The organism is Rhizobium sp. ERR 1071 (genome assembly GCF_007828675.1).
In the GTDB taxonomy this organism is placed as follows: domain Bacteria; phylum Pseudomonadota; class Alphaproteobacteria; order Rhizobiales; family Rhizobiaceae; genus Rhizobium; species Rhizobium dioscoreae.
In genome coordinates this window covers 17048-39975 of the sequence record NZ_VITM01000004.1, presented here as the reverse complement: position 1 = coordinate 39975, position 22928 = coordinate 17048, and the positions used below count along the sequence as shown (strand labels likewise).

Sequence of the window (22928 nt, the reverse complement as noted above, 5' to 3'; positions counted from 1 at the left end):
ACTCAACGCTCAATGGATTTTCAATGATCAAATTATTCAAAATCATAGCTTCGGCCGTCGTCGCCGGCTCGCTTTTCATGACCACGGCATCGGCGGCAGGCCTCAGCGGCGCGCCCGCTCCCTTCGATAAAAGAACAGTCAATATCGCCGTCATCAGCTTCCTTGGCAGCGGCGACTGGCTGCAAGCCTTCGAGGCCGGCGTCAAGCGGCAGGCGGATGCGCTTGGCGTCAACCTCACTGTTTCGCAGGCCCGCAATGACAACGACACGCAGCGCAATCTTGTCGAGCAGGCGATCAATCTCGGCGTCGACGGCATCATCATCAACAATGGCCGTCCAGAGGTCCTGAAGGATGTCGTGCAGAAGGCACTCGACAAGGGCATCAAGGTGGTCGCCTATGACGTCAACCTCGACAATCCGCAAATTCCGCAGATCGAACAGAGCGACAAGGACATGGCCAAGCTCGTGCTTGACCAGGCCGTGAAGGATAAGGGTGACGGGTTCACCGGCGGTGCGGTCTACGTTGCCGGTTTCGCGCCGCTCGACCGCCGATATGCGGTGTGGAAGGACTTCATTGCCAAGCACAATCTGAAGGAAAAGGCCGTCTGGGGCGTGGTCAATGACACCGTTCCCGCCTCCGTCGCCGACCAGACCAAGGCCGTCCTGCGCGCCAATCCGGATATTTCGGTGATCTTCACGCCATGGGATGAGTTCGCCAAGGGTGCAAAGCTCGCTATCGACGAGCTCGGCCTTTCCGCCAAAGTGAAGATCTACGGCGTCGACACGTCGACTGCCGATATCCAGCTGATGGTCGAACCGGACAGCGCCTGGGTAGCGACGGCTGCCACCAACGCTGCCGTCGTCGGTGAAGTTTCCGTCCGCGCCGTTTCGCTTGCCATTGCCGGTCAGCCTCCGGGCCACTCCGTTCTTCTGCAGCCGACACTCATCACGCGCGACGATCTCGTCAACAACAAGATCGGCACCATCGAAGAGCTGCAACAGAAATTCCCGGCCTTCCTGAAGAGCGATGCCGCGACGGCAGCCTGGATTCCGGCGGCCAAGAACTGAGACTTATCAGCTGCTTTCGCAGGCGCCGCCCGCAAGGGCGGCCCTTTTCATTCCCCTGAGCGTGAGACGTCCCATGGCATCGACCGACCTGCCGAAACCCGACTTTGCCCGCAACATGACATTGATCGGCCATAACGATATCGGCGGCCGTGGCGATGGGTTGCAATTGATGGTTCATCGAGGCTACGCCTATGTCGCCCATCCCTGGTCGCAGGGCTTCTCGATCGTTGACGTACGCGACCCGAAACATCCCAAGACGGTCAATTACGTGCCAGCGCCAGCCAACACCTGGAACATCCATCTGCAGACGCATGACGACCTGCTGCTGGTCATCAACGCGCTCGACCTCTTTGCCGACGTGGAAACCTTCACGAACGAGAAGGCCTACTACACGCAATCCGTCGGCGAGACGGTCGCCTCCAGAAAGCGTGAGCGCGCCTGGACCGCGGGCATGAGCGTGTTTGATATTTCCGTTCCCGACAAGCCGCGCAAGATCGGCCAACTGGATGTCGAAGGCGTCGGCTTTCACAGGCTTTGGTATGTCGGCGGCCGCTATGCCTATGCCTCGGCGCTGCTCGACGGCTTTACCGACTATATCTTCGTGACCATCGACATGGCCGATCCAACCAGGCCCGAACTTGTCGGCCAATGGTGGCTTCCCGGCATGAACCGCGCGGCGGGCGAAACCCCAAATTGGGGCGACGGCAAGCGCTATGCCCTGCACCACGCGCTCGTCCATGGCGACACCGCCTACGCTTGCTGGCGCGATGGCGGATTGACGCTCCTCGATATCAAGGATCATTCCGCCCCCCGGCTCATCAAACACCATAACTGGTGCCCGCCCTACGGCGGCGGCACACATTCGCCGCTGCCACTTCCCGGCCGCGATCTTCTTGTCGTGGCGGATGAGGCTGTGCTGGACAATGAGGAAGACGGCCGGAAACATACCTGGGTCTTCGACATCCGCGTGCCCGAAAATCCGATCAGCATCTCGACTTTCCCGATCCCCGCCGAAATCGACTACGCGAAGAAGGGCGGTCATTTCGGACCGCACAATCTGCACGAAAACCGGCCCGGATCTTTCGTCTCCGAGACGCTGATCTTTGCGACGTGGCAGAATGCCGGCATCCGCGCCTTCGACATTTCCGACCCCTATCATCCTGTCGAAACCGGCGCTCTCGTGCCGGCGGGGCCGACTGTCATGACCGACCGCCGTCCAGGCCGCCCGAAAGTGATCCAATCAGCCGACGTCTTTGTTGACGCCAATGGTCTGATCTATGCCACGGATTACAATGCCGGGCTCGAAATCATCGAATATGGCGGCTGATGCGCGAGCTTGGCTCCAAATCCATATTTATCTACGAAAGAAGAGAAGTTTTTACCAGCGCGGCATGAGTCGGCATGTGAGTGACGAGGCTGACCTTGTCGTCAGGCGCCCGTGCCAAAACGCGCCCGATAAAAGCCGGGTGTTATGGCAAGATTCTTGAGAAAGGCCCTATGCAGCGTGTCGGGGCTTGAAAAGCCCGAACGCTCGGCGATGCGGGCCAGCGGCCAGTCAGAGCTTTCGAGAAGCGCCTTTGCCCGCTCCAACCGTGCGGTTTCCACGAATTGCGCCGGCGTTGTTCCGGTCTCCTTGCGGAAACTGCGCGAAAAGGTGCGCTCCGTCATGCCGACCCGGCTGGCAAGAGCAGGTCCCGATAGATCCCCTGTGGGATCGTCGATGATCTCGCTCAGGAGCTGACGCAAGCGCGGTGTCGCATTCGCCTGAAGGGCGAGGCCCGCGCTGAACTGCGACTGACCGCCCGGCCGGCGCATGAACAATACCATCTGTCGCGCAACGGCAAGAGCGGTCTTCGGACCACAATCGGCCTCGACCAGCGCCAGACATAGATCGATGCCAGCCGTAATGCCGGCTGAGGTGAAGACGGGCGGCTCCGCCACAAAGATGGCGTCGGGCTCGACCTCGATCTGAGGCCGCAATTCCTTCAAAAGGGAACAGGAATTCCAATGCGTGGTCGCGCGTCTGCCATCGAGGAAACCGCCGGCCGCGAGGATGAAGGCTCCGGTGCAGACGCTAGCCATGCGCCGGGTAGGCTTCGCCCGCGAATGCAGCCAGGCAAGCAGGTCGGTCTGAAATATGACCTGCCGAAGCCCATCCTCGCTGCCGCCGGAGAGGATGATCGTATCGAGAGCGGCGGGCAGTTGTTCGAGGCTCATGGTCTCGCCGAAGACAAGGCCGCCGGCGGAGCTGCTTTTCACCGATCCACCGGCCGGGGACGCGAGCACGACTTCGTAAGGCGGCGCACCCTCGGGCAAATGAAGGTTCGCCATCGCGAAGACCTCCATGGGTCCAACGATATCGAGCGCCTGAACACCGTCATAGCCGATAACGACGATACGCCGCGGGGAATGTCCAGAATCCTGCATTGGCGAAAAATGCGATATCTTTGTCATTTTCGCCAGCCTGCGAACCAAATATTTCCGAGGGTATGACATCAAAAATCTGGACACGTGCCATGGATCGCCATTCCCCCAAAATCTTGCTTCTCGCCCTGCTCGTATTTTGCATTGCGGTTTTCCCTTTCGAAAGACCTGTGATAGCTGCGGAAAATGCCATCCGGCTCCCGACGTTCAAAGCCGGACGGACACGGCCTCTCATCGCGATCGCCGCCGACAACCGAGGCACGGAGACAACCGATCTCGTCATCCCCTACGGCGTCCTGCGCAGTGCCGATGTCGCCGATGTCATTATCGTCTCGACCCAGGCTGGCATCGTGAACCTCATGCCGGCGCTGAAAATCAAGCCGGACGCGACAATGCGGGATTTTGACCGTGAGCATCCGGAAGGCGCCGATATCGTCATCATCCCCGCCATGCATGACAACAGCAGCCGCAACGTCATTGCCTGGATTCGCGAGCAATCATCGAAGGGCGCGATGGTCGTTTCGATCTGTGAGGGCGCCTGGCTTGCGGCAAGGGCCGGCGTATTCGACGGCAAGCGCGCCACCACCCATTGGTACGCCTTCGACGAAATCCGCCGTACCTTTCCGCGGACAGTGTGGGTTCATAACCGGCGTTACATCGTCGACGGTAATGTCATGAGCACCACGGGCGTCACGGCATCGATCCCCGCTTCCCTGACTCTGGTGGAGGCCATTGCTGGAGCGCAGAAGGCGCGCTCGGCTGCCACCCGGCTGGGTGTCATCGATTGGAGCAGCGCGCATGATTCCGCACCGTTTCACATGACAACGAGCCGCCTCTGGCGCTTTGCCGGCAACACCCTTGCCTTCTGGAACCACGAGATCATCCGCCTGCCCGCGGAGGACGGTTTCGATGAAATCGCTTTGGCGCTGACGGCGGATGCGTGGTCGAGAACCTATCGTTCGAAGGCTGTCATTGCGGAGCCGGCCCAATCCATCCGTTCGCGCAGCGGCCTCCTGCTTGTGCCGGACCTTTCAGCCCATACCGAGGCCTCGGTCTTGACGGTTCCCGCGCGCCCGCCCGCGCAGGCGCTGGATCAGACGCTGTTCGAGATTGCCGCGCGGTATGGTGCGCGAACATCTGATATCGTCGCGCTGCAGCTCGAATATCCCATACAGCATTGATCCATCATTATCCGCCACCGATCTCGCAAAGTCCGGCGGTGGTCGACGGCTGCACTCTCGTGATGAACACGGCAACTAAGGCATGACTTACGCCACCTTGACCGTTGCCTTTTCGGCAATCGATAGTGCGCATAATTGTTCTTTATTAGAACGCTGAATTCCCCCATCATCCCTGGCATTGGTGGATAACGAGACGAAAAGTCCGATCGCCCAATCAACAGGGGAACTATCAGCATGTCTCAATTCATGATGAATCGTCGCCGTTTCCTATCCAATGCTGCCTTGGTCGGGGGTCTTGCTGCGACCCAGACCTTCGTCGGCATCCGTGCCGGCAAGGCCGCCGATGTTGCCGAAGTGCGCATGCAGCTCGGCTGGCTTGCTTCCAACGGACTCATCGGCGAAGTCGCGGCACAGAAGAAGGGCTTTTTCACCGAGCAGGGCATCAATCTCACCATCGTCCCCGGCGGCCCGAATGTCGATGGCGTTGCCGGCGTTGCGGCAGGCCAATCCACCATCGGGCAGATTTCCTCCAGCCCGTCCGTCATGCTCGCGCGCTCGGCCGGCATGCCGGTCAAGGCGTTTCTGGCAGGATACCGTAAGCATCCATTTACATATTTCTCGCTGAAAAAGGCGCCGATCCGCGAGCCGAAGGACATGATCGGCAAGACGATCGCCACCCAGCCGACCGCCTTCATCCTGCTGCGCGCGCTCCTCGCCAAAAACGGCATTCCGGAAGACAAGGTGAAGATGGTCAACATGGGTTCCGACATGAACCAGCTGATGACCGGCCAGGCCGATGCCGTCACCGGCTGGGTCACGAACACCAACGCGCTGAAGGTGCTCGGCGACGATCGTGTCGACATGATGCTCTGGGATGCCGGCCTGCAGCTCTACGCCAACGTCTATTATACGACCGACGAACAGCTCGACAAACATTCCGACGTGCTGGTGCGCTTCACCAAGGCTGCCGCCAAAGGTTGGGGTTACGTCCGCGACCATCCGGAAGAAGCCGTCGACATGCTGGTCGATGCCTATCCCAATCTCGACAAGGCCAGCGAGCTTGAAGCCGTCCACCCGGTTATCGATTTCTCCTTCGGCGATAGCACCAAGCAGACCGGCTGGGGCGCGATGAACAAGGACAATTGGGCAGCACAGATCAAGGCTTACGCCGATCTCAAGCAGTTTACGGGAGCAATACCGACCGTCGATGACGTCGCCACCATGGCGATCCTCGACGCGACGACCGATATCCGCAAGCAGATCGGATGAATGCCATGATGAGCGCCGCCACCATCAAGCAGCCGCCGCTACCGGTCGTCGAAACGTCAAGGCTTGCCGTTTCCATTCGCGATCTCGATATTCGCTTCGGCGACAAGGGCAACGAGTTCACCGCTCTGTCCAAGGTCTCCGTCGATATTCCGGAAGGATCGTTCGTCACCATGCTCGGGCCGTCCGGATGCGGTAAGTCGACCTTGCTGCGCTGCATCGCCGATCTCGTTGACATCAGCGACGGTTCGGTTTCGGTTTTCGGCCGACCGCCACGAGAGGCGCGCCAAGGTCGCGATTTTGCCTTCGTCTTCCAGGAGGCAACGCTTTTGCCGTGGCGGAGCGTCATCGACAATGTCCGCCTGCCGCTGGAAGTCGGCAGGCACGACAAAAGCTCCTACGCCGATCCCATGGAGCTGCTCGCTCTCGTCGGCCTCAAGGGTCGCGAAAATGCCCTGCCGCACGAATTGTCCGGCGGCATGCGCCAGCGCGTCGCCATCGCCCGCGCCCTGATAACAAAGCCACGTATCCTGCTGATGGACGAGCCCTTCGGCGCTCTGGATGAAATCACCCGCGACAAGCTCAACGAGGAACTGCTTCGCATCTGGCGCGAAACGGGCACGACCATCGTTTTCGTCACCCATTCCATTCCGGAGGCGGTCTTCCTCGGTCAGCACGTGCTGATGTTGCAGGCCCACCCCGGCCGGGTGAAAGAATTCATGAAGGTCGATCTTCCCTATCCCCGCGCCCTTGCGATGCGTGACACGGTCGACTTCATAAAAGTGACCGCGCATCTGCGCGCGCTCCTGGAGGAATGCATATGAGCAACGCCGTGCACTCTGACATCGGCCACATCGCCAAGGCGCCGCGCAAGGTCGCCATCCTCGACGCAACCATCGGCGTTCTCTCCTCGCACATGCCCGCGATTCTTGCGGCACTCGGCTGCATCGTGCTCTGGCAGGCGGTCATCTGGATCTTCAAGATCCCGACTTTCATGGCGCCAAGCCCGCTCGATGTGCTCTCTGCCTTTCGCGACAATGCCGCGACACTGACGCGAAACTTCCTGCCGACCGTGCTCGAGGCCGTTCTCGGTTTCGTCTTCGGCAATCTCGTCGCCATACTGCTGGCGATCTGGTTCGTCCACAGTGCGACGGCCGAGAAGGCCTTTTATCCGATCGCCGTCTTCGTCAAGGCGATCCCGATCATCGCGCTTGCGCCGATCCTGGTCCTGATCTTCGGCAACGGCGTCGCCCCGAAGATCATCATTGCCGGCCTCATCTGCTTCTTCCCGACGCTGGTCAACATGGTGCAGGGACTTCGCTCCGCCAGCCCCGCAATGCTCGACCTGATGCGGGTGCTTTCGGCCAGCAATTCGGAGATTCTCTGGAAGGTCCGTCTGCCAAGCTCGCTGCCATTTCTGTTCGCCGCGCTGAAGATCGCCGCAACGAGCAGTGTCATGGGCGCGATCGTCGCGGAATGGATCGGTTCCAGCTTCGGACTTGGCGCGCTCATCATCGAGGCGACCTACAATTTCCGCTCGCCGCTGCTTTACGCGACGGTTGTCATTGCCGCGCTGCTGGCCGTGATCCTCTTCTTCATCGTCTCAGTCGCCGAGGCGAAGATGATCCGCTGGAAACCGGCGGGACAGCACTAAAGCTTAGAAAACATCGAGGGAACACCAATGGAACAGGTTATTCACCAGCCTGCACGGGATATCCGTGTCGTCGATCGCTCTGATGTGGTTGTGGTCGGCGGTGGCCCGGCAGGGATTGCCGCTGCCGTCTCGGCCGCACGCAACGGCGCCAGCGTCACGCTTCTCGAACGTTATCCCTATGTCGGCGGACTTGCCGCCGGCGGCATGGTGCTCGTGCTCGACGACATGATCAACGAGCTTGAAATCACTGTGCGCGGCATTTGCATGGAGATGATCGAGCGTATGAAGCGCTGGGGACTCTGCGTGACCCCGACCGATCGCGATCGCCTGATCGAATTCCGCGATACGCCGGAGGCCTGGCAGCGCTGGGCGCGCTGGGGCCTTTTCGACTTCCACACCCAGTCGATGCCGCATCCGATCTGTTTTTCGGCCGCCTTCGATCCCGACGCCTTCAAGCGCGCGGCCTATGACATGATCGCCGAAGCGAAGATCAAGCTCAGAACCCATAGCTGGTTCTCCTCGGCGATCGTCGAAGGTGGCGCAATCAAGGGCGTCATCTGCCAGACCAAGGAAGGTATGCAGGCGATCCTCGGCGATGTCGTCATCGACACGACGGGCGATCTCGATGTCGCTGCAAGCGCGGGGGCTTCCCATGTCGAATCCAACTTCATCCTGACGACGGTCTCGCGTTGGGGTGGCGTCGATACGGAAGCGGCGGAGCGTTTCGAACGGCAGGAGCCGGAAGCCTTCAAGGCGCTCGATCACGAAGCCAAGCGGCTGATCGGCGGTTGCTGGTCCTTCTGGTGGCTGAAGACGCCGCTGCCAGGCGTCGTCTGGCTGAACTGCCCGCATATGCCGACGCTGAGTGGTTTGAAGGTCGACGACCTGACCAAGGCGGAGATGGAAGGCCGCTCGCGGATCGCAAAGCTGCTCGATTTCGCGCGGGAAAAAATGCCCGGCTTCGAGAACGCCTATGTCGTCGATTTTGCGCCGCAGACCGGCGTGCGCCAGACGCGGTTGTTGCAGGGAGATTATGTCGTAACGAAGGACGACGTCATGACCCGCCGCCATTTTGCGGACACGGTCTGCCGCGGCCGCGATTACTACACGCCGTACCGCGCCATGCTGCCCAGGGAGGTCGATCAGCTGATCGTTGCCGGCCGGCATTATTCGGCAACGCCGCAGGCACAGAAATCCAGCCGCGAGATCCCGCCCTGCATGGCGATGGGCGAAGCGGCGGGTGTCGCAGCAACGGTTGCCCTCAATGCCGGAACGACCGTTCGCAAGGCCGATATCCGGGCAATTCAGAAGCAGATGCGGGCTCAGGGAGCCGATCCAGGCGACATTCCCTCGGAGAACGCGACATATTTGGAGGCTGCAGAATGACGACTTTGCCACTCGACGGAATCCGCGTGATCGATTTCACGCAGGTCATGCTCGGCCCTTCCTGCACGCAGGTTTTGGCCGACTATGGCGCCGAAGTCATCAAGATCGAGAAGGTCAAGATCGGCGATCTCTCGCGTTGGTCGCTGGGCTCCGATCCGGACGGGCTCAACAATCCGGTCTTTTGCTCCTTGAACCGCAACAAGAAGAGCCTGGCGCTCGATCTGAAGGATGCCGGCGCCCGCAAAACCGTCCAGGCGCTGCTTGAGACTGCCGACGTAGTCGTCAACAACTTCCGGCCCGGCGTCATGGAACGCATGGGTTTTGGCTATGAGGATCTCAAGAAGATCAATCCGCGCCTGATCTATGCCGTCGGCACGGGTTTCGGGCTGACCGGCCCCTATCAGCATAAAGGCGGCCAGGATGTGCTGGCGCAGGCCGTCTCCGGCGTCATGCGCCGCAAGTCGGACAATAGCCACCCGACCTCGATCTATGCCACGCCGCTTGCCGATTACTCGGCCGGCATGCATCTCGTCCAGGGCATCCTGCTTGCCCTGCTGCAACGCGACAAGACCGGCGAAGGCCAACAGGTCGCCGTCAGCCTCTACAACTCCATGATCGCCATGCAGATGCAGGAGGGCACGACACATCTGATGCGGCAGAAGGATCTGAACTGGGGCGCCTTTCCGCTGACGGGTGTTTTCGAGACAACGGACAGCGCGATCGTCATGGTCGGCGCCTTCAAGCCGAACCCCTTGCGTGACATCTGCGAGGCGTTGGAGATCGAGGACCTCTCGCAATATCCGCACTATAAGGATTTCGATGCGCAGATGGCGCGGCGGCCGGAATTGCAGGCGATCTTCCGCGACAACTTCGCCAAGAACAGCACCGCGCACTGGATTGAACGGCTGGAAGGCGTCGACATCCTCTGCGCCCCGGTGCGTTCACTCCCCGAGGCGCTGAAGGACGAGCAGACGATCATCAACAAGATGATCCTCGAGGCAGGCGAGACCGCAGCCGGTCCGATCCGTCTGATCGGCTCGCCGATCGACATGTCGGCCGCACAGGTGACCGTGCGAATTTCTCCGCCGCAGCTCGGCCAGCACAATGACGAAATTCTGGCTTCGCTTTCCGAGGTGCAGGGAGACGCAGCATGAGCGTCTCCTTCACCGTAGGAGACCGCGTCGCCCGCGTCACCCTGGACCGGCCCGACCGGATGAACGCCGTCGATGCCGAGACGGAAGCCGAACTTGAGTCGATCTGGGCGGAGATCGAGAAGCGCGACGATATCAGCTGCGTCGTCCTGACAGGCTCAGGCGAAAAGGCTTTTTGTGCAGGCGCCGACCTCAAGGGTGGCAGCGGCAGTTCCGGCGTCGATTATTGGACCGTCGGCCGGGAAAACGGCTTTGGCGGCCTCGCGTTCCGCCGCTCGCTCGACGTGCCCGTCATCGCCCGCGTCAACGGCTACGCGCTGGGCGGCGGTTTCGAGATGGTGCTCGGTTGCGATATCGTCATTGCGGTGGAAACGGCACGCTTCGGCCTGCCGGAAGCGCGCGTCGGTCGCATGCCGCTCGATGGCGGCATGGTGCTGCTCCAGCGCAAAATCCCGTTCAACCGCGCCATGGCCGTGATGCTGACGGGACGTCAGTTCGGCGCCCAGGAAATGGCAAGCTATGGTGTCGTCAACGAAGTCGTATCGGCTGGCGAACTCGATGCGGCTGTCGATCGCTGGGTTGCCGACATTGTCGCCTGCGCGCCGCTGTCGCTGCGGGCGATCAAGCAGACGGTCAATCGCACCGCCCATTTGAGCCCGGCCGAGGCACAGGCGCTGCGGACGCCGGCGCTCATCAAGGCGCTGAAAAGCGAGGATGCGATGGAGGGTGTAGCGGCCTTCCGCGAGAAGCGTGCGCCCGTTTGGCGCGGCAGATAGGCATGCTATAGCTTCAAGATTGCCGAGGGCTTTCTATGCATGCCAGCATCCTGAAATATTTCACCGAGGTCGCACGCTCTGGATCCATCCGCAAGGCGTCCGAAGAGCTGCATGTGGCAACCTCCGCCGTCAGCCGCCAGATCAAGAAGCTCGAAGACGAGCTTGGAACACCGCTCTTCGAACGCTTTTCCGACGGGCTGCGGCTGACGTCCGCCGGCGAAATCGTGCTGCGCCACGCCAAGGAGACGCTGCAGGACTTCGAGGTAATGAAGTCCAATCTCGGTGACCTTCAGGGAAAGAATACGGGCCGCGTCCATATCGCCGCCCTCGACAGCCTGCTCGTCACGTTTCTTCCTGATTTCATTAAGAGGTTTCATAAACTGCATCCTGCGGTCGACTTTCGCGTCCGAGCGGGAGCCTACAACAATATTTTCCATTTCATGGCGGCGGGCGACATTGATATCGGCATCAGCTTTGACCTTGCGACCCCACATGACCTGAAGCTTGTGGGGTCGATCCGCACAGCCTTCATGGCCATGGTCGCTTCATCGCATCCATTGGCTAGGGCGAAATCGGTGACGCTGCCAGAATGCGCCCAATATAAGCTGCTTCTGGCGCTCGACAGCGAAGTCGTCAGTTCGGCGATAGCGGTCGAGCTTGCGGGGCTTAATCGTGTGGGGCGAACGTTGGTCGCATCCAACAATCCAATCCTCCTCAAACCATTAATCATGTCGGGAGACGGCATTGGTTTCTTTACCCCGGTCGGACTCTGGCCGGAAATCCAGACGGGCGAAATCGTTGCCATTCCGATTCGGGACTTCAAGCTCAGCACCGTCGATATCGCTGTTTTCGTCCCCCGCGATCGGCATCTAACTCATGCTAGCCAAGCAGTCATCGAGCTGCTTAATACCGAGTTGCGCAGGTTCGGCGAGGATTTGAGAGCCATCGTCAGCAGATGAGAAAAGTATGAAAACGATCCGCCTGCTAAAATGTCCTGGCTACGACCCGGCCACGCGCTTCGACAGATTGACAGACCTGCCATTGCAGTTCAACGCTGCGACTGCGCTGCCCGGCGACCTCATCCTCCCCTCGCCCGTCAACGCCCACGATCATGGCTATGGCATCCGCACACTTGATTTTGGCGCGGTCGACGACGCACTTGAGGTGTGGATACCGGGCTTGAGGCTGCGGCCGCGCACCGATCCCTATCTCGAGGCGCTTGTCGCCTTCGGCCGGCTGGCCAAAACCGGCGTCGGCGCGACGATGCACTGCCACAACTCGCTCAATGTCGATCATCTGGTCGATGAGGCAATCGCCGTCATACGGGCCGCCAACGATATCGGCATTCGACTTGCGCTTTCCTGCCCGCTGCTCGACTATAATGCCTGGGCCTATGATGGCGGGCCGCAACGGCTGAAGCCGTTTCTGTCCACAGGTGATTGGCAGGCGTTGGAGCCGACCATCCCAGCCTACGCTCCGATCTCCACCCAACTTGCAGCCGTTGAGGCGGTTGCTGCGGCCAACACCAGCCCGCTGGTCGATGTGCAGTATGGGCCGATCGGGCCGCAATGGTGTTCGAACGCGCTTCTGGAGGCGATTGCGGAGGCTTCTGCGCATCATAATCGACGCATACACATGCATCTGCTCGAAAGTCCCCGCCAGCGCCTATGGCTGGACCGCCGCTTTCCCGAGGGCGTCGTCAACTATCTCGACAAAATAGGCTTCCTGTCGCCGCGGCTCGCCATCGCCCATGGCGTCCAATTGCGCCCCGATGAACTTGAACTGCTTGCCGAGCGCGGCGTGCAGCTCGTCAGCAATCCCTCAGCCAATCTGCGCCTTCGCTCCGGCATCGCTCCGATCGCATCCATGACCGAACTCGGCGGTCCCGCCTTCGCCATCGGCCTCGACGGCACAGGGCTGGATGACGATCAGGATCTATGGCGGGAAATGCGTCTCCTTTATCTGCTACATGGCGGACGTAACCTGACACGACATTTGACGGCCGAGAATGTCTTCGACGCAGCAATCCGGGTTGGGAGGCAGGTCATCAATGCCAAGAGTGCGGAAGACTTTACGATCATCGATTATAAAGCCCTAATCGCCGATGCGCTGTTCGATGATGTCGACGAGGCGGAGGTCCTGTTGACGCGCATGAGCGCGCAATACGCCCGCGGACTTGTCGTGGCTGGCCGCGAGGTGATGCGCGGAGGCGAACTGACAGGCGTCGACTTCGATGCTGCCATTGCCGAGCTCCTGGCGCAGGCAAGAGCCGATCTGCCGAGACTTGAGAGGCAACGGCCTCTCGTCAACGCATTGTCGGAAGCGACGCGCGCCTATTATGCGAGCTGGTCCGGCATTTCCTGATATCGCGAGAGGCAACAACCACTGCCCAAAGAGCAGCGGAGACACCTAATCAGGACATCTTTGCATCACAAGCAATTTTCGGGCGCACCATCGTAAGCCGCCACGAAGGGATGATCGAGACTGGTCGTGCGGCTCTTGTCCCAGCCGCCGGGGGCACCCCAGCCGGTCACGCCGTCGGCAAAGAAATCGCGGTTGACGTCGCGCAGGAACAGCCGCTCCGCCGGCATTTCCTCGTCCCACAGGATGGCGTCGACGGGACAGACCGAGAGACAGAGGCCGCAATTGATGCACTCGTCCGGATGGATGTAAAACATACGTCCGCCCTCATAGATGCAATCGACCGGACAGGCGACAGTGCAGGCGCCATCCTTCGTATCGATGCAGGGCTCGGTGATTACGTAAGCCATAACGCTCGCCTCGCAGCGCTCTCAAGGGCGCTTTCGACGAACTATGACAAATGGGAGCGTTCTGAAGAAGCGCCGATTTTCGGCCTTCTGATTGCCGAAATGGCAACGCTCGCGGGGGAGAAAATCTGTTGGAAGACACCCACCAGAAGTGAGATAGGCTTGAGGCATTTGAGCCGCACGCATTTACACAATGCGGCTCAAGCCGAACTGTCGTTAGAGCAGCTTTTCCAGCGTGATCGGCAGGTCGCGAACACGCTTGCCGGTGGCATGGAACACGGCGTTGGCGATGGCAGGCGCAACACCAACGATGCCGACTTCCCCGACGCCCTTGCCTCCGAGCGCCGAAGCATTATGGTCAGGAACACCGACGGAGATCACCTGGATATCCGGAATGTCGGAATTCGTCGGCACGAGGTAATCGCCGACATTGTTGTTGACGGTGCGTCCGTTACGCTGATCGACCAGCCCCTCTTCCAGAAGCGCCTGGCCGATGCCCATGATGATGCCGCCCCGCCACTGGCTTTCCACCAGCCTCGGATTGTAGAGCCGGCCGCAATCAAAGGCGGAAACCATGCGCGAGACGCGCACCGTGCCGAAGTCCTCGTCGACTCGCACTTCGGCAAAATGGGCGCACCAGCTATGCATGGAATAATCGCCCATGGTCGGTCCCTGAACCCTAGCCATGGTGGTCCACGCCTGAAGCTGCTCCTGTGCGTTCGCACCGTCAGGCAGGGTGTTGCGCCGGACTTCGATCTCCTCGCGCTTCAGCGCGGACATCAGTTCGGCGAGCGTCAGCGATGGTGCCTCGCCACGCGGGGCTGCGATGCGCCCCTCGGCAAAATTCAGCGTATTTGCACCCGTATCGCGGAAGGGCGAATTGGCATCACTAAGCGCAAGGCCGATGAGTTCGTCACGGGCAGCGACCGCCGCCTTATGGACGGCCCCCATGATCGAGCCTGCCAGCATGGAACCGCCGGCGATCGCCGAACCCGGTAGGCGTGAATCGCCGAGATAGACCTCGACCTGATCGACCGGAATGCCGAAGACCTCCGCAGCGCTTTGGGCAAGGATCGTGTAGGTGCCCTGCCCCATATCGATGGCGCCGCTGACGACCTCGACCCGACCGTTTGCGAGAATGCGGATCATCGCTTCACTCGGTGCGCGGATGACCGGGAAGGTGCCGCAGCCGATGCCCCAGCCGATCAGCGTCTTGCCGTCCCGCATCGAGCGCGGCGCGTGGCTGCGCCGCGACCAGCCGAAAGCCTCCGCGCCTTCCGTCAGCGCCTCGCGCAGCCGGCGCGTCGACCACGGCTTGCCGGACTGGTAATCGTGATCGGCATAGTTCTTCAGCCTTATCTCGAGCGGGTCCATGCCGAGCTTGTAGGCCAGCTCCTCGATCGCACATTCGATGCCGTAGGCACTCGGATTCTTGCCCGGACCACGCAAGGCGCCCGGCGTGACGCTATTGACCGGCACGACACGATGCTGCGAGGAGAAATTCTCGACCTTGTAGAGGATCGACGTTGCCGCCCCCGTCTGCTCCGGCCAGTCGGCATCGACCGAGGTTTCGCTGGCACCGCGATGGACGATCGCCTGCAGGATACCGTCTTCCGTCGCGCCAAGCGCGATCTTCTGCCTGGTCGCGGCGCGCCCGCCATAGCTCGTGAAATTCTGCGGGCGGGTGACCGCTAGTTTCACCGGCCGGCCTAGCTTTCTGGCAGCCGCAACGGCGACCGCGCCATAGGCAAGCGGCACCCCCTTCGATCCGAAACCGCCGCCGATGAAGGGCGAAATGATCCGGACATTCTCATAGGGCATGTCGAACCATTCGGAATACATGCGCGCCATGCCATGGGACCATTGGCTTGGCTCCCAGATCGTCAGCTGGTCGCCATCCCATTTCGCCGTCAGACCATGCGGCTCCATCGCCACGTGATATTCGCGCGGTGTCGAATATTCCGCTTCGATCCTAACCGGGGAAGCAGCAAGTGCTGCCTCGGCATCACCCCAGGCAATCGAGAGGGGCTCCATGAGCTTGCCCTCGCCGGCATTCGGATCGTTGAGATCGGCGACGTGCTGGCTCTCTTCGTAAGTGACGCGCACCAGCCTGGCGGCCTCCGTCGCCAGTTCGCGGCTCTCCGCAACGACAGCGGCAATCGACTGTCCGTTGAAACCCACATCACGCGGCAGCGGATAGTAGGGTCCGTCGGCGGGCTTATTGCCGCCCCAATCAGCCGAAAGCTTGAGACCGAGATCATCTTCCGGCGTCAGCACCAGCAGCACGCCCGGCATCGCAAGTGCTGCCGAAGCATCCACCTCGACAACGCGGCCAGCCGGAATCGTACTCTGGATGAGCACGGCATAAGCGAGGTTTTCGACCGGATATTCCAGCGCATACGTCGCCGTACCCGTTACCTTCATACTGCCTTCGAAGCGCGACTGACGACCGCCGACGGTGCCGTCGGACGCATCGCCGTGCTTGCGGGGTTCCATCATGGTCATGCGAGACCTCCCATCTTCTGAATGGCGCGGACGATGACGCGCGGCGCAAGTTCGATCTTATAATGGTTGCCGCCATGATCGGCGGCACCCTCCATGGCGAGCCGGCTGGCCTTCTCCAAAGCCTCCGGAGTGAGAGCCTTGCCGATGAGTGCCTGCTCGACTGCCCGTGCCCGCCAGGGCTTGGTGGCAACCCCGCCGATTGCCACGCGGACATCACGCACCGTTCTCCCGTCGGCTTCAAGCTCCAGGCCGACTGCGGCACTCGCGGCAGCAAATTCATAGGACTGCCGATCACGGACCTTGAGGTAGGTGGAGTTCCGAGCAGCGGCGGAGGCAGGAATAGTGACGGCGGTAATGATCTCGCCGCGCTGCAGGACGGTTTCCTTGTTCGGCGTGTCGCCCGGAACGAGGAAGAAATCGTCGATGCCGACTTTACGGCTATCCGTCTCGACCACGGCGTCAAATGCGACCAGAGCAACCGCCAGATCACCGGGGTAGGAGGCGATGCAGGCCTCGCTGGTTCCGAGCACGGCGTGATTGCGCGTGACGCCGCCGATCGCCGAACAGCCGGAACCGGGATTGCGCTTGTTGCAGGCGGGAAAGGCGCCGGGATCGCGGAAATAGGAACAGCGCGTCCGCTGCAGGAGGTTGCCGCCGACTGTCGCCATGTTACGAAGCTGGGCGGAGGCGGCCAGAGACAAGGATTCGGAAACAGCCGGGAAGGCCGCGAGGATATCCTTGTGGTCGGCGACTTCGCTCATCCTGGCAAGCGCGCCGATCGTTGCACCATCGGCGGTTACGGTGATGCCGCTCATACCGGAAAGATGGGTAATGTCTATGACGGTATCGGGCTCGCCGACACCGCATTTGGCAAGATCGAGCAGCGTCGTTCCGCCGGCAAGCAGCATGGCGCCGGCCTGCTGCGCCGCCTGGGCGGCTTCTGCTGTCGATGTGGCCCGCAGATAGGAGAAGTTTCGCATCATGCCACCTCCGCGGCCTGGCGCACCGCCGCAACGATGCTGTTATAGGCCCCGCACCGACAGAGATTGCCGGACATATATTCGCGGATTTCCGCATCCGAGCCGGCATGTCCCTCGCGGATGCAGGCAACCGCCGACATGATCTGGCCCGGCGTGCAATAGCCGCACTGGAAAGCGTCCTGCTCGATAAATGCGGCCTGCACCGGATGCAGATCGCCGCTCTCGCCGCTCAGTCCCTCGATCGTCGTGATCTCACGGCCTTCGGCCTGCGCAGCCAGCGTCAGACAGGATAGCACGCGCTTACCGTCGACATGGCAGGTACAGGCGCCGCACTGTCCCTGATCGCAGCCCTTCTTGGTGCCGGTGAGGGAAAGATGCTCGCGCAGCGCATCGAGAAGCGTCACACGCGGCTCGATATCGAGCTCGTGGCGCTGCCCGTTAATGTCGAGCGCGATATGGATGGTTCGTGTCATGATAAGCTCCTGCCATCGTCACGAAGATAAGACCTGCGGAATCTAGTGGAATCTATCCGTCGGTCTACCGGTTGCTATGGTTTCTGTTGGAAAGATGGGCCGATGGAATTCTGACGTCATGATCGGCTCTCATCTGAATTGGGAAGCGGAGGACGCAACAAATAAACGGAGGCGCCTCCGTTTAAATTAATGCCTGGCTTGTTTTCGTCAAGCCCCGACATTCGGGCGAATCTAGCTTTGAAACGATCGAGATAGAGGATGGGCAGGAGGCGGATCGAAAGAGCCTCTGCTATTTGTCCTCGGTCCCTTCTTGCGAGCCGGCGGGGTGAAGGGATCGATCAACGCCCGCTCCCCATCCATCAAATCACTTGAAAAATGAAGTGTACCTAAGTTATGCTCAAATCGAGCAATAGTAGCCGAGGCCATCGGACCCTCATTTTGATTCAGCACCAAAATGATCACAACCTCCTGTCATCGCTCAACTATTTTTAAATCTGGCCGTCAGTGACAGGCTCGACCTCTTGTGAATTCACTTAAGGAGGATTTTCATGATCCATGAAATGCGCATCTATACCTGCCTACCCGGCAAGCTGCCAGCGCTCCAGGAGCGTTTTGAAACGGCGACACTCGCGATCTGGGATCGGATCGGAATCCGCCCCATCGGTTTCTGGACGACGATGATCGGACCGTCCAGCAATGACCTCATCTATTTACTTGAATGGCAATCACTAGAGGAACGCCAGCGGAAATGGGCGGAGTTCGTAACCGATCCGGTCTGGAAGGAAGCTTTGGCAAAGAGCGAGGCTTCAGGCCCGATCATCGCCAATATCGCCAGTTCGATCCTGCAGCCGACTGCATTCTTTCGCCCTTTTATCTCCATCGAGGCCGATGGCTGAAGACGGACAGCAGATTGATGAACCTGGCGTAAAAGCCGGGACATGCCCGGCTTTCAAAATCTTTTCGGCAGGCGTGCTTGCCGCTTCCTGTCAGCCGTTCTGGTCGCCGCTATTGTCGGCAGCCGGCTCCTGTTCTTTCTCCTTCAGCACGTCCGTCAGCTTGTTGACGCCTTCGAAACCGGCGACGGCGGCGGCCGCCTTCGTCAGGAAACCGGCATTCGGGTCGACAGCCTCGACGGCCTCGTCGGCAGCCACGGCACCTGCAACTTCTTCAATCAGCTTTCCGATACCCATTTCAAGCTCCTGATCGTTTTTTGTCTGCCGCAAAGTTGCGGCAATCGAGCGTTGCGAACGCCTCGCAGCCGATGTTTGGAAAGTCACCGCAAGCGACCTTTTCCTCCCTGGGGCGAGGCATGGTTTTCCCCGGCTCCTGCCATTTAGGCAACTAAACTGAAAGCGGCCTTAGCCCAAGATGAAGCGAAGCTGATGCTGCGCAATCTCTGCGACACGCGCCTGCCCACATTTGTCACTTGCCGCCGCCAAGCCGTCACATCAGCCTAATAGGCCTGTGCTAAGCTTCCAGAATTTCGGACAATGCCAAACCGTTTGAACCTAGGAAATTTCCCGCCATGACATTCTCGTATCGCGTCACGGCTCTTGCCGCATCCTTCCTCCCCCTCCTTTTCGCGCCGGCCTTCGCCGACTCCGACGTGCTCTGGAAGATCGTTCATGACAAGTGCGTCGTACAAACTGCACCCTGCCTTTCGGTGAATACGGCCGAACACTACGCGATGCTGAAGGATCTGCGGGGCGTTGCGCAAGTTCTGCTGATTCCGACCGACAAGATTACCGGCATGGAGAGCGCGGCGCTCCTCGATCCTGCAACGCATAACTTCTTTGCCGATGCCTGGGCCGAGCGGGCCGATGTCGATGTTCGATTGCCGCATGCGCTCCCGCGTGACGGCCTCAGCCTGGCTATTAACGCACAGCAAGCGCGCTCACAGAACCAGCTGCATATCCACATCGATTGCCTGAGCGCTGATGCACGGGCAGTCCTCAAGGCCGATGCCGACAAAATTGGTGCCGACTGGGCACCTCTTCCCGATACCATCGCCGGCCACAGGTTCATGGCGGTCCGGGTCAAGGGCGAGACTTTGGGCGACTTCAATCCATTCCTGGCGCTTGCCAAGACATTGAAGGACCCGGCAAAGGAAATGGGCGATCACAATCTCGTGGTGGTCGGCGCCAACTTCGCCGACGGCCCCGGCTTCATCGTCCTGACGGATGTCGCCGCACCGGGCATGGGCGGCGAGGACGTGCAGGACCATAGCTGCGCGATTACGCATTAGAATCAGCATATTATCGCTTGGCGCGAAAGCTGCATCGATCACTTCTTCGATGCAGCCGCCCCTTTGCGCGAACGAAAAAGGCCTGGAAACCGGATTTATGAATCTGGTTTCTAACGTCTATCACGTTTCACATACTAATCTTTTTGATGCGGCCGGTTCAGTGTTATAGTCCGGGTTGTGAGCCTGAGCTATACGTCATCCGTTCGTTGAGCATCCAGATCATCGAACAGCACCGGCATTGAAGGTTCGCGATCGAAAGCCTCAGGAGGCGCCTCATGAATCTTCAAATCAATAGCCAATCGTACCAAGTCGATTCGGAGGGAGATACACCGCTCCTCTGGATCATCCGTGATGAGTTGGGCATGACCGGCACCAAATATGGTTGCGGGCTGGCACAATGCGGCGCCTGTTCGGTCCTTGTCGACGGCGAAGTGGTGCGCTCGTGCGTGACGCCGCTCGACAGCGTCGCCGGTCGACAGGTCACGACGATCGAGGCGATCGAAGCCGACCCGGTTGGAAAGCGTGTTGTCGCCGCCTGGGTCAAGCATCAGGTTCCGCAATGTGGTTACTGTCAATCGGGGCAGGTCGTCGCCGCGACCGCGCTCCTCAAACAAACGCCAAACCCTTCCGATGACGAAATCGCCGCGGCGATGATCAATCTCTGTCGATGCGGGACTTACAATGCGATCAAGGCGGCGGTCAAAGACCTCTCCTCCAAGGAAGGAGAGACGCTATGACCGAAACCAGCCGCAATCTCGTTCCGGAGGATGAATTCCCTACCGGATCTCCGGTCAACATCTCACGCCGGCACTTTCTCCTCACTTCTGCCGGTGCGGCAGCCGGGGCATTCGTGCTTGGCTTCGGCGTTCCTGTCGGCCGGGCACGGGCACAGCAGGCGGCAAGCGCTATGCCTCCAGGCACTCGCGTTCCGGCATTCCTCGAAATCCGCCCGGATAGCACCATCCGCTTCATGAGCCCCTTCGTCGAGGGCGGGCAAGGCGTCTTCACTGCGATGGCGCAGATCGTCGGCGAAGAACTCGATGCCGATCCGAAGACCTTCATTGTCGAAAATGCGCCGACAGGCAGCGACTATCTTGTCGTGCACGGCAAGATGCGCATCACCGGCGGCAGCATGTCGGTGCGCACCAGCTATGAGACCATGCGCCGGCTCGGCGCGCTCGCCCGCAACATGATCCTGCAAGCAGCCGCCAAGCGCCTGGATGCTCCGATTACCGAGCTGACGACGGAACCCGGCCGCGTGATCCATGCCGCATCGGGCCGCAGCCTCGCCTATGGCGACGTTGCGAGCGAAGCACTGGATCTGCCGGTTCCTGCCCCTGAGAACGTCGCGCTTCGGGACCCAAGCAAATTCCGATGGATCGGCAAACCGGTCGAACGGCTCGATATGCATGACAAGTCAACGGGCAAGGCAATCTACGCGATCGATTGCAAGGTTGACGGCATGTTGCATGCCGCCGTCCAGCACGCTCCCCGCCTCGGCCTGACGGTCGGCAAGATCCGCAACGAAGACCAGCTGAAGGCGATGCCGGGTGTTCATTCCGTCCATAGTCTGTCCGGCGCTGTTGCTGTCGTCGCTGAACGCTGGTGGAATGCCAAGCGGGCAGCAGAAGCCGCTCAAGTCGATTGGCGCGAACCCGGCTCGGACGCCGATCCTGCGCTCCGCTATATGCCCGCCGATTTTTCGACAACAGCTTTCAACGACAAGCTCGCCAACGAACCGGGCAATGGCAAGGAGGCGGAGAATGTCGGCGATATCGCCAAAGCGTTCGACGGCGCCAAGACCGTCATTTCCGCCACCTACAGGAGCCAGTATCTGCATCATGCGCAGCTGGAGCCGCCATCGACCCTAGCCCGCTTCAACCCGGATGGCAGTCTCGAAATCTGGATGCCCAACCAGGCGCCCGAGCAATTCCAGGCGGATATCGCCAAGCTGACCGGCCTCGACCCATCGAAAGTGACGCTCCACAGCCCCATTCTGGGCGGCTTCTTTGGACGGCACTTCCTGTATCCGTCCGCCAATCCCTATCCGCAGGCCATCCAGCTTGCAAAGGAAGTCGGGCGGCCGGTCAAACTGATCTGGAGCCGCGAGGAGGAATTTCTGCGCGATCCGATGCGCCCGATGGCGGCAGTGCGCTTCCGCGGCGCACTCGACGCCAACGGTATGCCAGTGGCGCTCGAGGCCATCAGCGCTTGCGAGGGACCGACCGAGGGCGTTTACGGTCACAAGGAGGATTCGCTGGATCCGACGGCCCTGGAGGGCCTGGCCGGCAAATCCTATGCAATCCCGAACTACCGCATCGCACAGATCTACGTCAAAAACCCCACGACACTCGCCTATTGGCGCTCTGTCGGCAATTCCATGAACGACTTCTTCTACGAGACCTTCCTCGACGAACTGGCCGACAAGGGTGGGCAGGACCCCTACGAGCTGCGTCTCAAGCTGCTGCAAAAGAACGAGCGGCTGAGCAATCTCCTGAAAGCGGCCGGCGATCTCTCAGGCGGCTGGAAGCGGGGCCCCTTCACGGCGGAGGATGGCTCGAAGCGGGCGCGTGGCGTTGCCATGGCCTCTCCCTTCGGCAGCCATACGGCGGCAATCGCTGAGGTCTCCATTCACAACGGCCAGGTCGTCGTCCATGATGTCTGGGAAGCGATCGATCCCGGCAGCATCGTCAATCCGGCGATCATCGAAGCACAGATCAATTCGGCGACTGCGCTCGGAATGTCACAGGTTCTGATGGAGGAGGCCGTTTACAAGAACGGCGAGCCGGTGGCGCGCAACTACGACCTCTATCCGATCCTGCCGCCGGATCGCATGGCGCGCGTTCACGTCCGCATCGTCGAAAGCGGGGCAGAGATGGGCGGCATCGGCGAGCCGGGCCTGCCAGCCGTCCCTCCGGCGGTCGCCAATGCAGTTTCCACGCTGACGGGCAAGCGGATACGCAGTATGCCCCTCTCCAACTACACCTTTGAAAGCTGAGACGCAGCACTCGCTGCGCCAGGCAAAGTTCCGGCTCTCGGCCCATTTTCGGTC

The 22928-nt window shown here is 60.5% G+C and carries 21 protein-coding genes; 15 read left to right on the top strand and 6 right to left on the bottom strand.

Annotated features, from left to right (window positions below; translation table 11 throughout):
- Positions 1–23: 23 nt before the first annotated feature.
- Together FBZ99_RS15010 and FBZ99_RS15005 are read left to right on the top strand one after the other, a co-directional pair.
- Positions 24–1067 carry a substrate-binding domain-containing protein gene (locus FBZ99_RS15010; protein ID WP_113350663.1) on the top strand — a complete coding sequence of 348 codons (1044 nt, stop codon included), beginning with the start codon at positions 24–26 and terminating at the stop codon, positions 1065–1067.
- A 73-nt stretch (positions 1068–1140) separates the two neighbouring features.
- Positions 1141–2394, top strand: coding sequence for an LVIVD repeat-containing protein (locus FBZ99_RS15005; RefSeq protein WP_113350664.1), 1254 nt, complete (start codon positions 1141–1143; stop codon positions 2392–2394).
- Positions 2395–2495: 101 nt separating this feature from the next.
- Here FBZ99_RS15005 and FBZ99_RS15000 read toward each other — a convergent pair whose 3' ends face one another.
- Complete coding sequence (locus FBZ99_RS15000; protein WP_246661120.1) at positions 2496–3521, bottom strand: GlxA family transcriptional regulator; 1026 nt, start codon at positions 3519–3521, stop codon at positions 2496–2498.
- Positions 3522–3661: 140 nt separating this feature from the next.
- Between FBZ99_RS15000 and FBZ99_RS14995 the strand changes: the two genes are divergently transcribed.
- From FBZ99_RS14995 to FBZ99_RS14955, 9 genes are all read left to right on the top strand, one after another.
- Complete coding sequence (locus FBZ99_RS14995) at positions 3662–4672, top strand: DJ-1/PfpI family protein (RefSeq protein ID WP_233788566.1); 1011 nt, start codon at positions 3662–3664, stop codon at positions 4670–4672.
- Between the two features lie 234 nt (positions 4673–4906).
- Positions 4907–5941, top strand: coding sequence for an ABC transporter substrate-binding protein (locus FBZ99_RS14990; RefSeq protein ID WP_113329559.1), 1035 nt, complete (start codon positions 4907–4909; stop codon positions 5939–5941).
- Positions 5942–5946: 5 nt separating this feature from the next.
- Positions 5947–6762, top strand: coding sequence for an ABC transporter ATP-binding protein (locus FBZ99_RS14985; RefSeq protein WP_113329810.1), 816 nt, complete (start codon positions 5947–5949; stop codon positions 6760–6762).
- Entirely contained in the window at positions 6759–7592 is an 834-nt protein-coding gene (locus tag FBZ99_RS14980) for an ABC transporter permease (protein WP_113350666.1), read from the top strand. The genes FBZ99_RS14985 and FBZ99_RS14980 overlap by 4 nt, the downstream gene beginning before the upstream one ends.
- 27 nt (positions 7593–7619) lie before the next feature.
- Complete coding sequence (locus FBZ99_RS14975; protein WP_112723316.1) at positions 7620–8978, top strand: FAD-dependent oxidoreductase; 1359 nt, start codon at positions 7620–7622, stop codon at positions 8976–8978.
- Positions 8975–10132, top strand: a complete 1158-nt coding sequence (locus FBZ99_RS14970) for a CaiB/BaiF CoA transferase family protein (RefSeq protein ID WP_113350667.1) — start codon at positions 8975–8977, stop codon at positions 10130–10132. Before FBZ99_RS14975 ends, FBZ99_RS14970 begins: the two co-directional genes overlap by 4 nt.
- Positions 10129–10905 (top strand): enoyl-CoA hydratase-related protein, encoded by a 777-nt coding sequence (locus FBZ99_RS14965; RefSeq protein ID WP_113350668.1) that lies wholly within the window; start codon positions 10129–10131, stop codon positions 10903–10905. Before FBZ99_RS14970 ends, FBZ99_RS14965 begins: the two co-directional genes overlap by 4 nt.
- Positions 10906–10940: 35 nt before the next feature.
- Positions 10941–11864 (top strand): LysR family transcriptional regulator, encoded by a 924-nt coding sequence (locus FBZ99_RS14960; RefSeq protein WP_069610244.1) that lies wholly within the window; start codon positions 10941–10943, stop codon positions 11862–11864.
- Positions 11865–11871: 7 nt separating this feature from the next.
- Positions 11872–13269: an amidohydrolase family protein gene (locus tag FBZ99_RS14955; protein WP_145633952.1), complete on the top strand. Its 1398-nt coding sequence runs from the start codon at positions 11872–11874 to the stop codon at positions 13267–13269.
- Positions 13270–13334: 65 nt separating this feature from the next.
- On the opposite strand, the gene fdxA is transcribed toward FBZ99_RS14955, so the two are convergent.
- The 4 genes from fdxA to FBZ99_RS14935 form a co-directional block, all read right to left on the bottom strand.
- Positions 13335–13676 carry a ferredoxin gene (gene fdxA / locus FBZ99_RS14950; protein ID WP_113350670.1) on the bottom strand — a complete coding sequence of 114 codons (342 nt, stop codon included), beginning with the start codon at positions 13674–13676 and terminating at the stop codon, positions 13335–13337.
- Between the two features lie 213 nt (positions 13677–13889).
- A complete protein-coding gene (locus FBZ99_RS14945; RefSeq protein ID WP_113350671.1) occupies positions 13890–16178 on the bottom strand; it encodes a xanthine dehydrogenase family protein molybdopterin-binding subunit in 2289 nt (762 codons plus the stop codon).
- Entirely contained in the window at positions 16175–17158 is a 984-nt protein-coding gene (locus FBZ99_RS14940) for an FAD binding domain-containing protein (RefSeq protein ID WP_113351046.1), read from the bottom strand. Before FBZ99_RS14940 ends, FBZ99_RS14945 begins: the two co-directional genes overlap by 4 nt.
- Entirely contained in the window at positions 17158–17631 is a 474-nt protein-coding gene (locus tag FBZ99_RS14935; RefSeq protein WP_113350672.1) for a (2Fe-2S)-binding protein, read from the bottom strand. Before FBZ99_RS14935 ends, FBZ99_RS14940 begins: the two co-directional genes overlap by 1 nt.
- A 548-nt stretch (positions 17632–18179) precedes the next feature.
- On the opposite strand from FBZ99_RS14935, the gene FBZ99_RS14930 reads away from it, so the two are divergent.
- Positions 18180–18527: an NIPSNAP family protein gene (locus tag FBZ99_RS14930; protein WP_113350673.1), complete on the top strand. Its 348-nt coding sequence runs from the start codon at positions 18180–18182 to the stop codon at positions 18525–18527.
- Between the two features lie 90 nt (positions 18528–18617).
- Here FBZ99_RS14930 and FBZ99_RS14925 read toward each other — a convergent pair whose 3' ends face one another.
- Positions 18618–18821, bottom strand: coding sequence for a hypothetical protein (locus FBZ99_RS14925; protein WP_092707204.1), 204 nt, complete (start codon positions 18819–18821; stop codon positions 18618–18620).
- A gap of 335 nt (positions 18822–19156) precedes the next feature.
- Here FBZ99_RS14925 and FBZ99_RS14920 point away from each other — a divergent pair, with 335 nt between their 5' ends.
- The 3 genes from FBZ99_RS14920 (at position 19157) to FBZ99_RS14910 (ending at position 22874) form a co-directional block, all read left to right on the top strand.
- Entirely contained in the window at positions 19157–19876 is a 720-nt protein-coding gene (locus FBZ99_RS14920) for a CDP-diacylglycerol diphosphatase (RefSeq protein ID WP_113350674.1), read from the top strand.
- Positions 19877–20151: 275 nt separating this feature from the next.
- The gene (locus FBZ99_RS14915; RefSeq protein ID WP_113350675.1) at positions 20152–20613 is read left to right on the top strand and encodes a (2Fe-2S)-binding protein; all 462 of its coding nucleotides are present in this window, start codon (positions 20152–20154) and stop codon (positions 20611–20613) included.
- Positions 20610–22874: a xanthine dehydrogenase family protein molybdopterin-binding subunit gene (locus tag FBZ99_RS14910; protein WP_113350676.1), complete on the top strand. Its 2265-nt coding sequence runs from the start codon at positions 20610–20612 to the stop codon at positions 22872–22874. Before FBZ99_RS14915 ends, FBZ99_RS14910 begins: the two co-directional genes overlap by 4 nt.
- The last annotated feature ends 54 nt before the right edge of the window (positions 22875–22928 follow it).

What these genes read in the sequence shown, in the direction of transcription:
- FBZ99_RS14920 (WP_113350674.1), top strand. Translation starts at nt 19,157, where the DNA reads ATGACATTCTCGTATCGCGTCACGGCTCTTGCCGCATCCTTCCTCCCC.
- FBZ99_RS14985 (WP_113329810.1), top strand. Translation starts at nt 5,947, where the DNA reads ATGATGAGCGCCGCCACCATCAAGCAGCCGCCGCTACCGGTCGTCGAA.
- FBZ99_RS14930 (WP_113350673.1), top strand. Translation starts at nt 18,180, where the DNA reads ATGATCCATGAAATGCGCATCTATACCTGCCTACCCGGCAAGCTGCCA.
- fdxA (WP_113350670.1), bottom strand. Translation starts at nt 13,676, where the DNA reads ATGGCTTACGTAATCACCGAGCCCTGCATCGATACGAAGGATGGCGCC.
- FBZ99_RS14945 (WP_113350671.1), bottom strand. Translation starts at nt 16,178, where the DNA reads ATGACCATGATGGAACCCCGCAAGCACGGCGATGCGTCCGACGGCACC.
- FBZ99_RS15005 (WP_113350664.1), top strand. Translation starts at nt 1,141, where the DNA reads ATGGCATCGACCGACCTGCCGAAACCCGACTTTGCCCGCAACATGACA.
- FBZ99_RS14960 (WP_069610244.1), top strand. Translation starts at nt 10,941, where the DNA reads ATGCATGCCAGCATCCTGAAATATTTCACCGAGGTCGCACGCTCTGGA.
- FBZ99_RS14915 (WP_113350675.1), top strand. Translation starts at nt 20,152, where the DNA reads ATGAATCTTCAAATCAATAGCCAATCGTACCAAGTCGATTCGGAGGGA.
- FBZ99_RS14910 (WP_113350676.1), top strand. Translation starts at nt 20,610, where the DNA reads ATGACCGAAACCAGCCGCAATCTCGTTCCGGAGGATGAATTCCCTACC.
- FBZ99_RS14955 (WP_145633952.1), top strand. Translation starts at nt 11,872, where the DNA reads ATGAAAACGATCCGCCTGCTAAAATGTCCTGGCTACGACCCGGCCACG.
- FBZ99_RS14970 (WP_113350667.1), top strand. Translation starts at nt 8,975, where the DNA reads ATGACGACTTTGCCACTCGACGGAATCCGCGTGATCGATTTCACGCAG.
- FBZ99_RS14935 (WP_113350672.1), bottom strand. Translation starts at nt 17,631, where the DNA reads ATGACACGAACCATCCATATCGCGCTCGACATTAACGGGCAGCGCCAC.
- FBZ99_RS14990 (WP_113329559.1), top strand. Translation starts at nt 4,907, where the DNA reads ATGTCTCAATTCATGATGAATCGTCGCCGTTTCCTATCCAATGCTGCC.
- FBZ99_RS14925 (WP_092707204.1), bottom strand. Translation starts at nt 18,821, where the DNA reads ATGGGTATCGGAAAGCTGATTGAAGAAGTTGCAGGTGCCGTGGCTGCC.
- FBZ99_RS14965 (WP_113350668.1), top strand. Translation starts at nt 10,129, where the DNA reads ATGAGCGTCTCCTTCACCGTAGGAGACCGCGTCGCCCGCGTCACCCTG.
- FBZ99_RS14975 (WP_112723316.1), top strand. Translation starts at nt 7,620, where the DNA reads ATGGAACAGGTTATTCACCAGCCTGCACGGGATATCCGTGTCGTCGAT.
- FBZ99_RS15000 (WP_246661120.1), bottom strand. Translation starts at nt 3,521, where the DNA reads ATGACAAAGATATCGCATTTTTCGCCAATGCAGGATTCTGGACATTCC.
- FBZ99_RS15010 (WP_113350663.1), top strand. Translation starts at nt 24, where the DNA reads ATGATCAAATTATTCAAAATCATAGCTTCGGCCGTCGTCGCCGGCTCG.
- FBZ99_RS14940 (WP_113351046.1), bottom strand. Translation starts at nt 17,158, where the DNA reads ATGCGAAACTTCTCCTATCTGCGGGCCACATCGACAGCAGAAGCCGCC.
- FBZ99_RS14980 (WP_113350666.1), top strand. Translation starts at nt 6,759, where the DNA reads ATGAGCAACGCCGTGCACTCTGACATCGGCCACATCGCCAAGGCGCCG.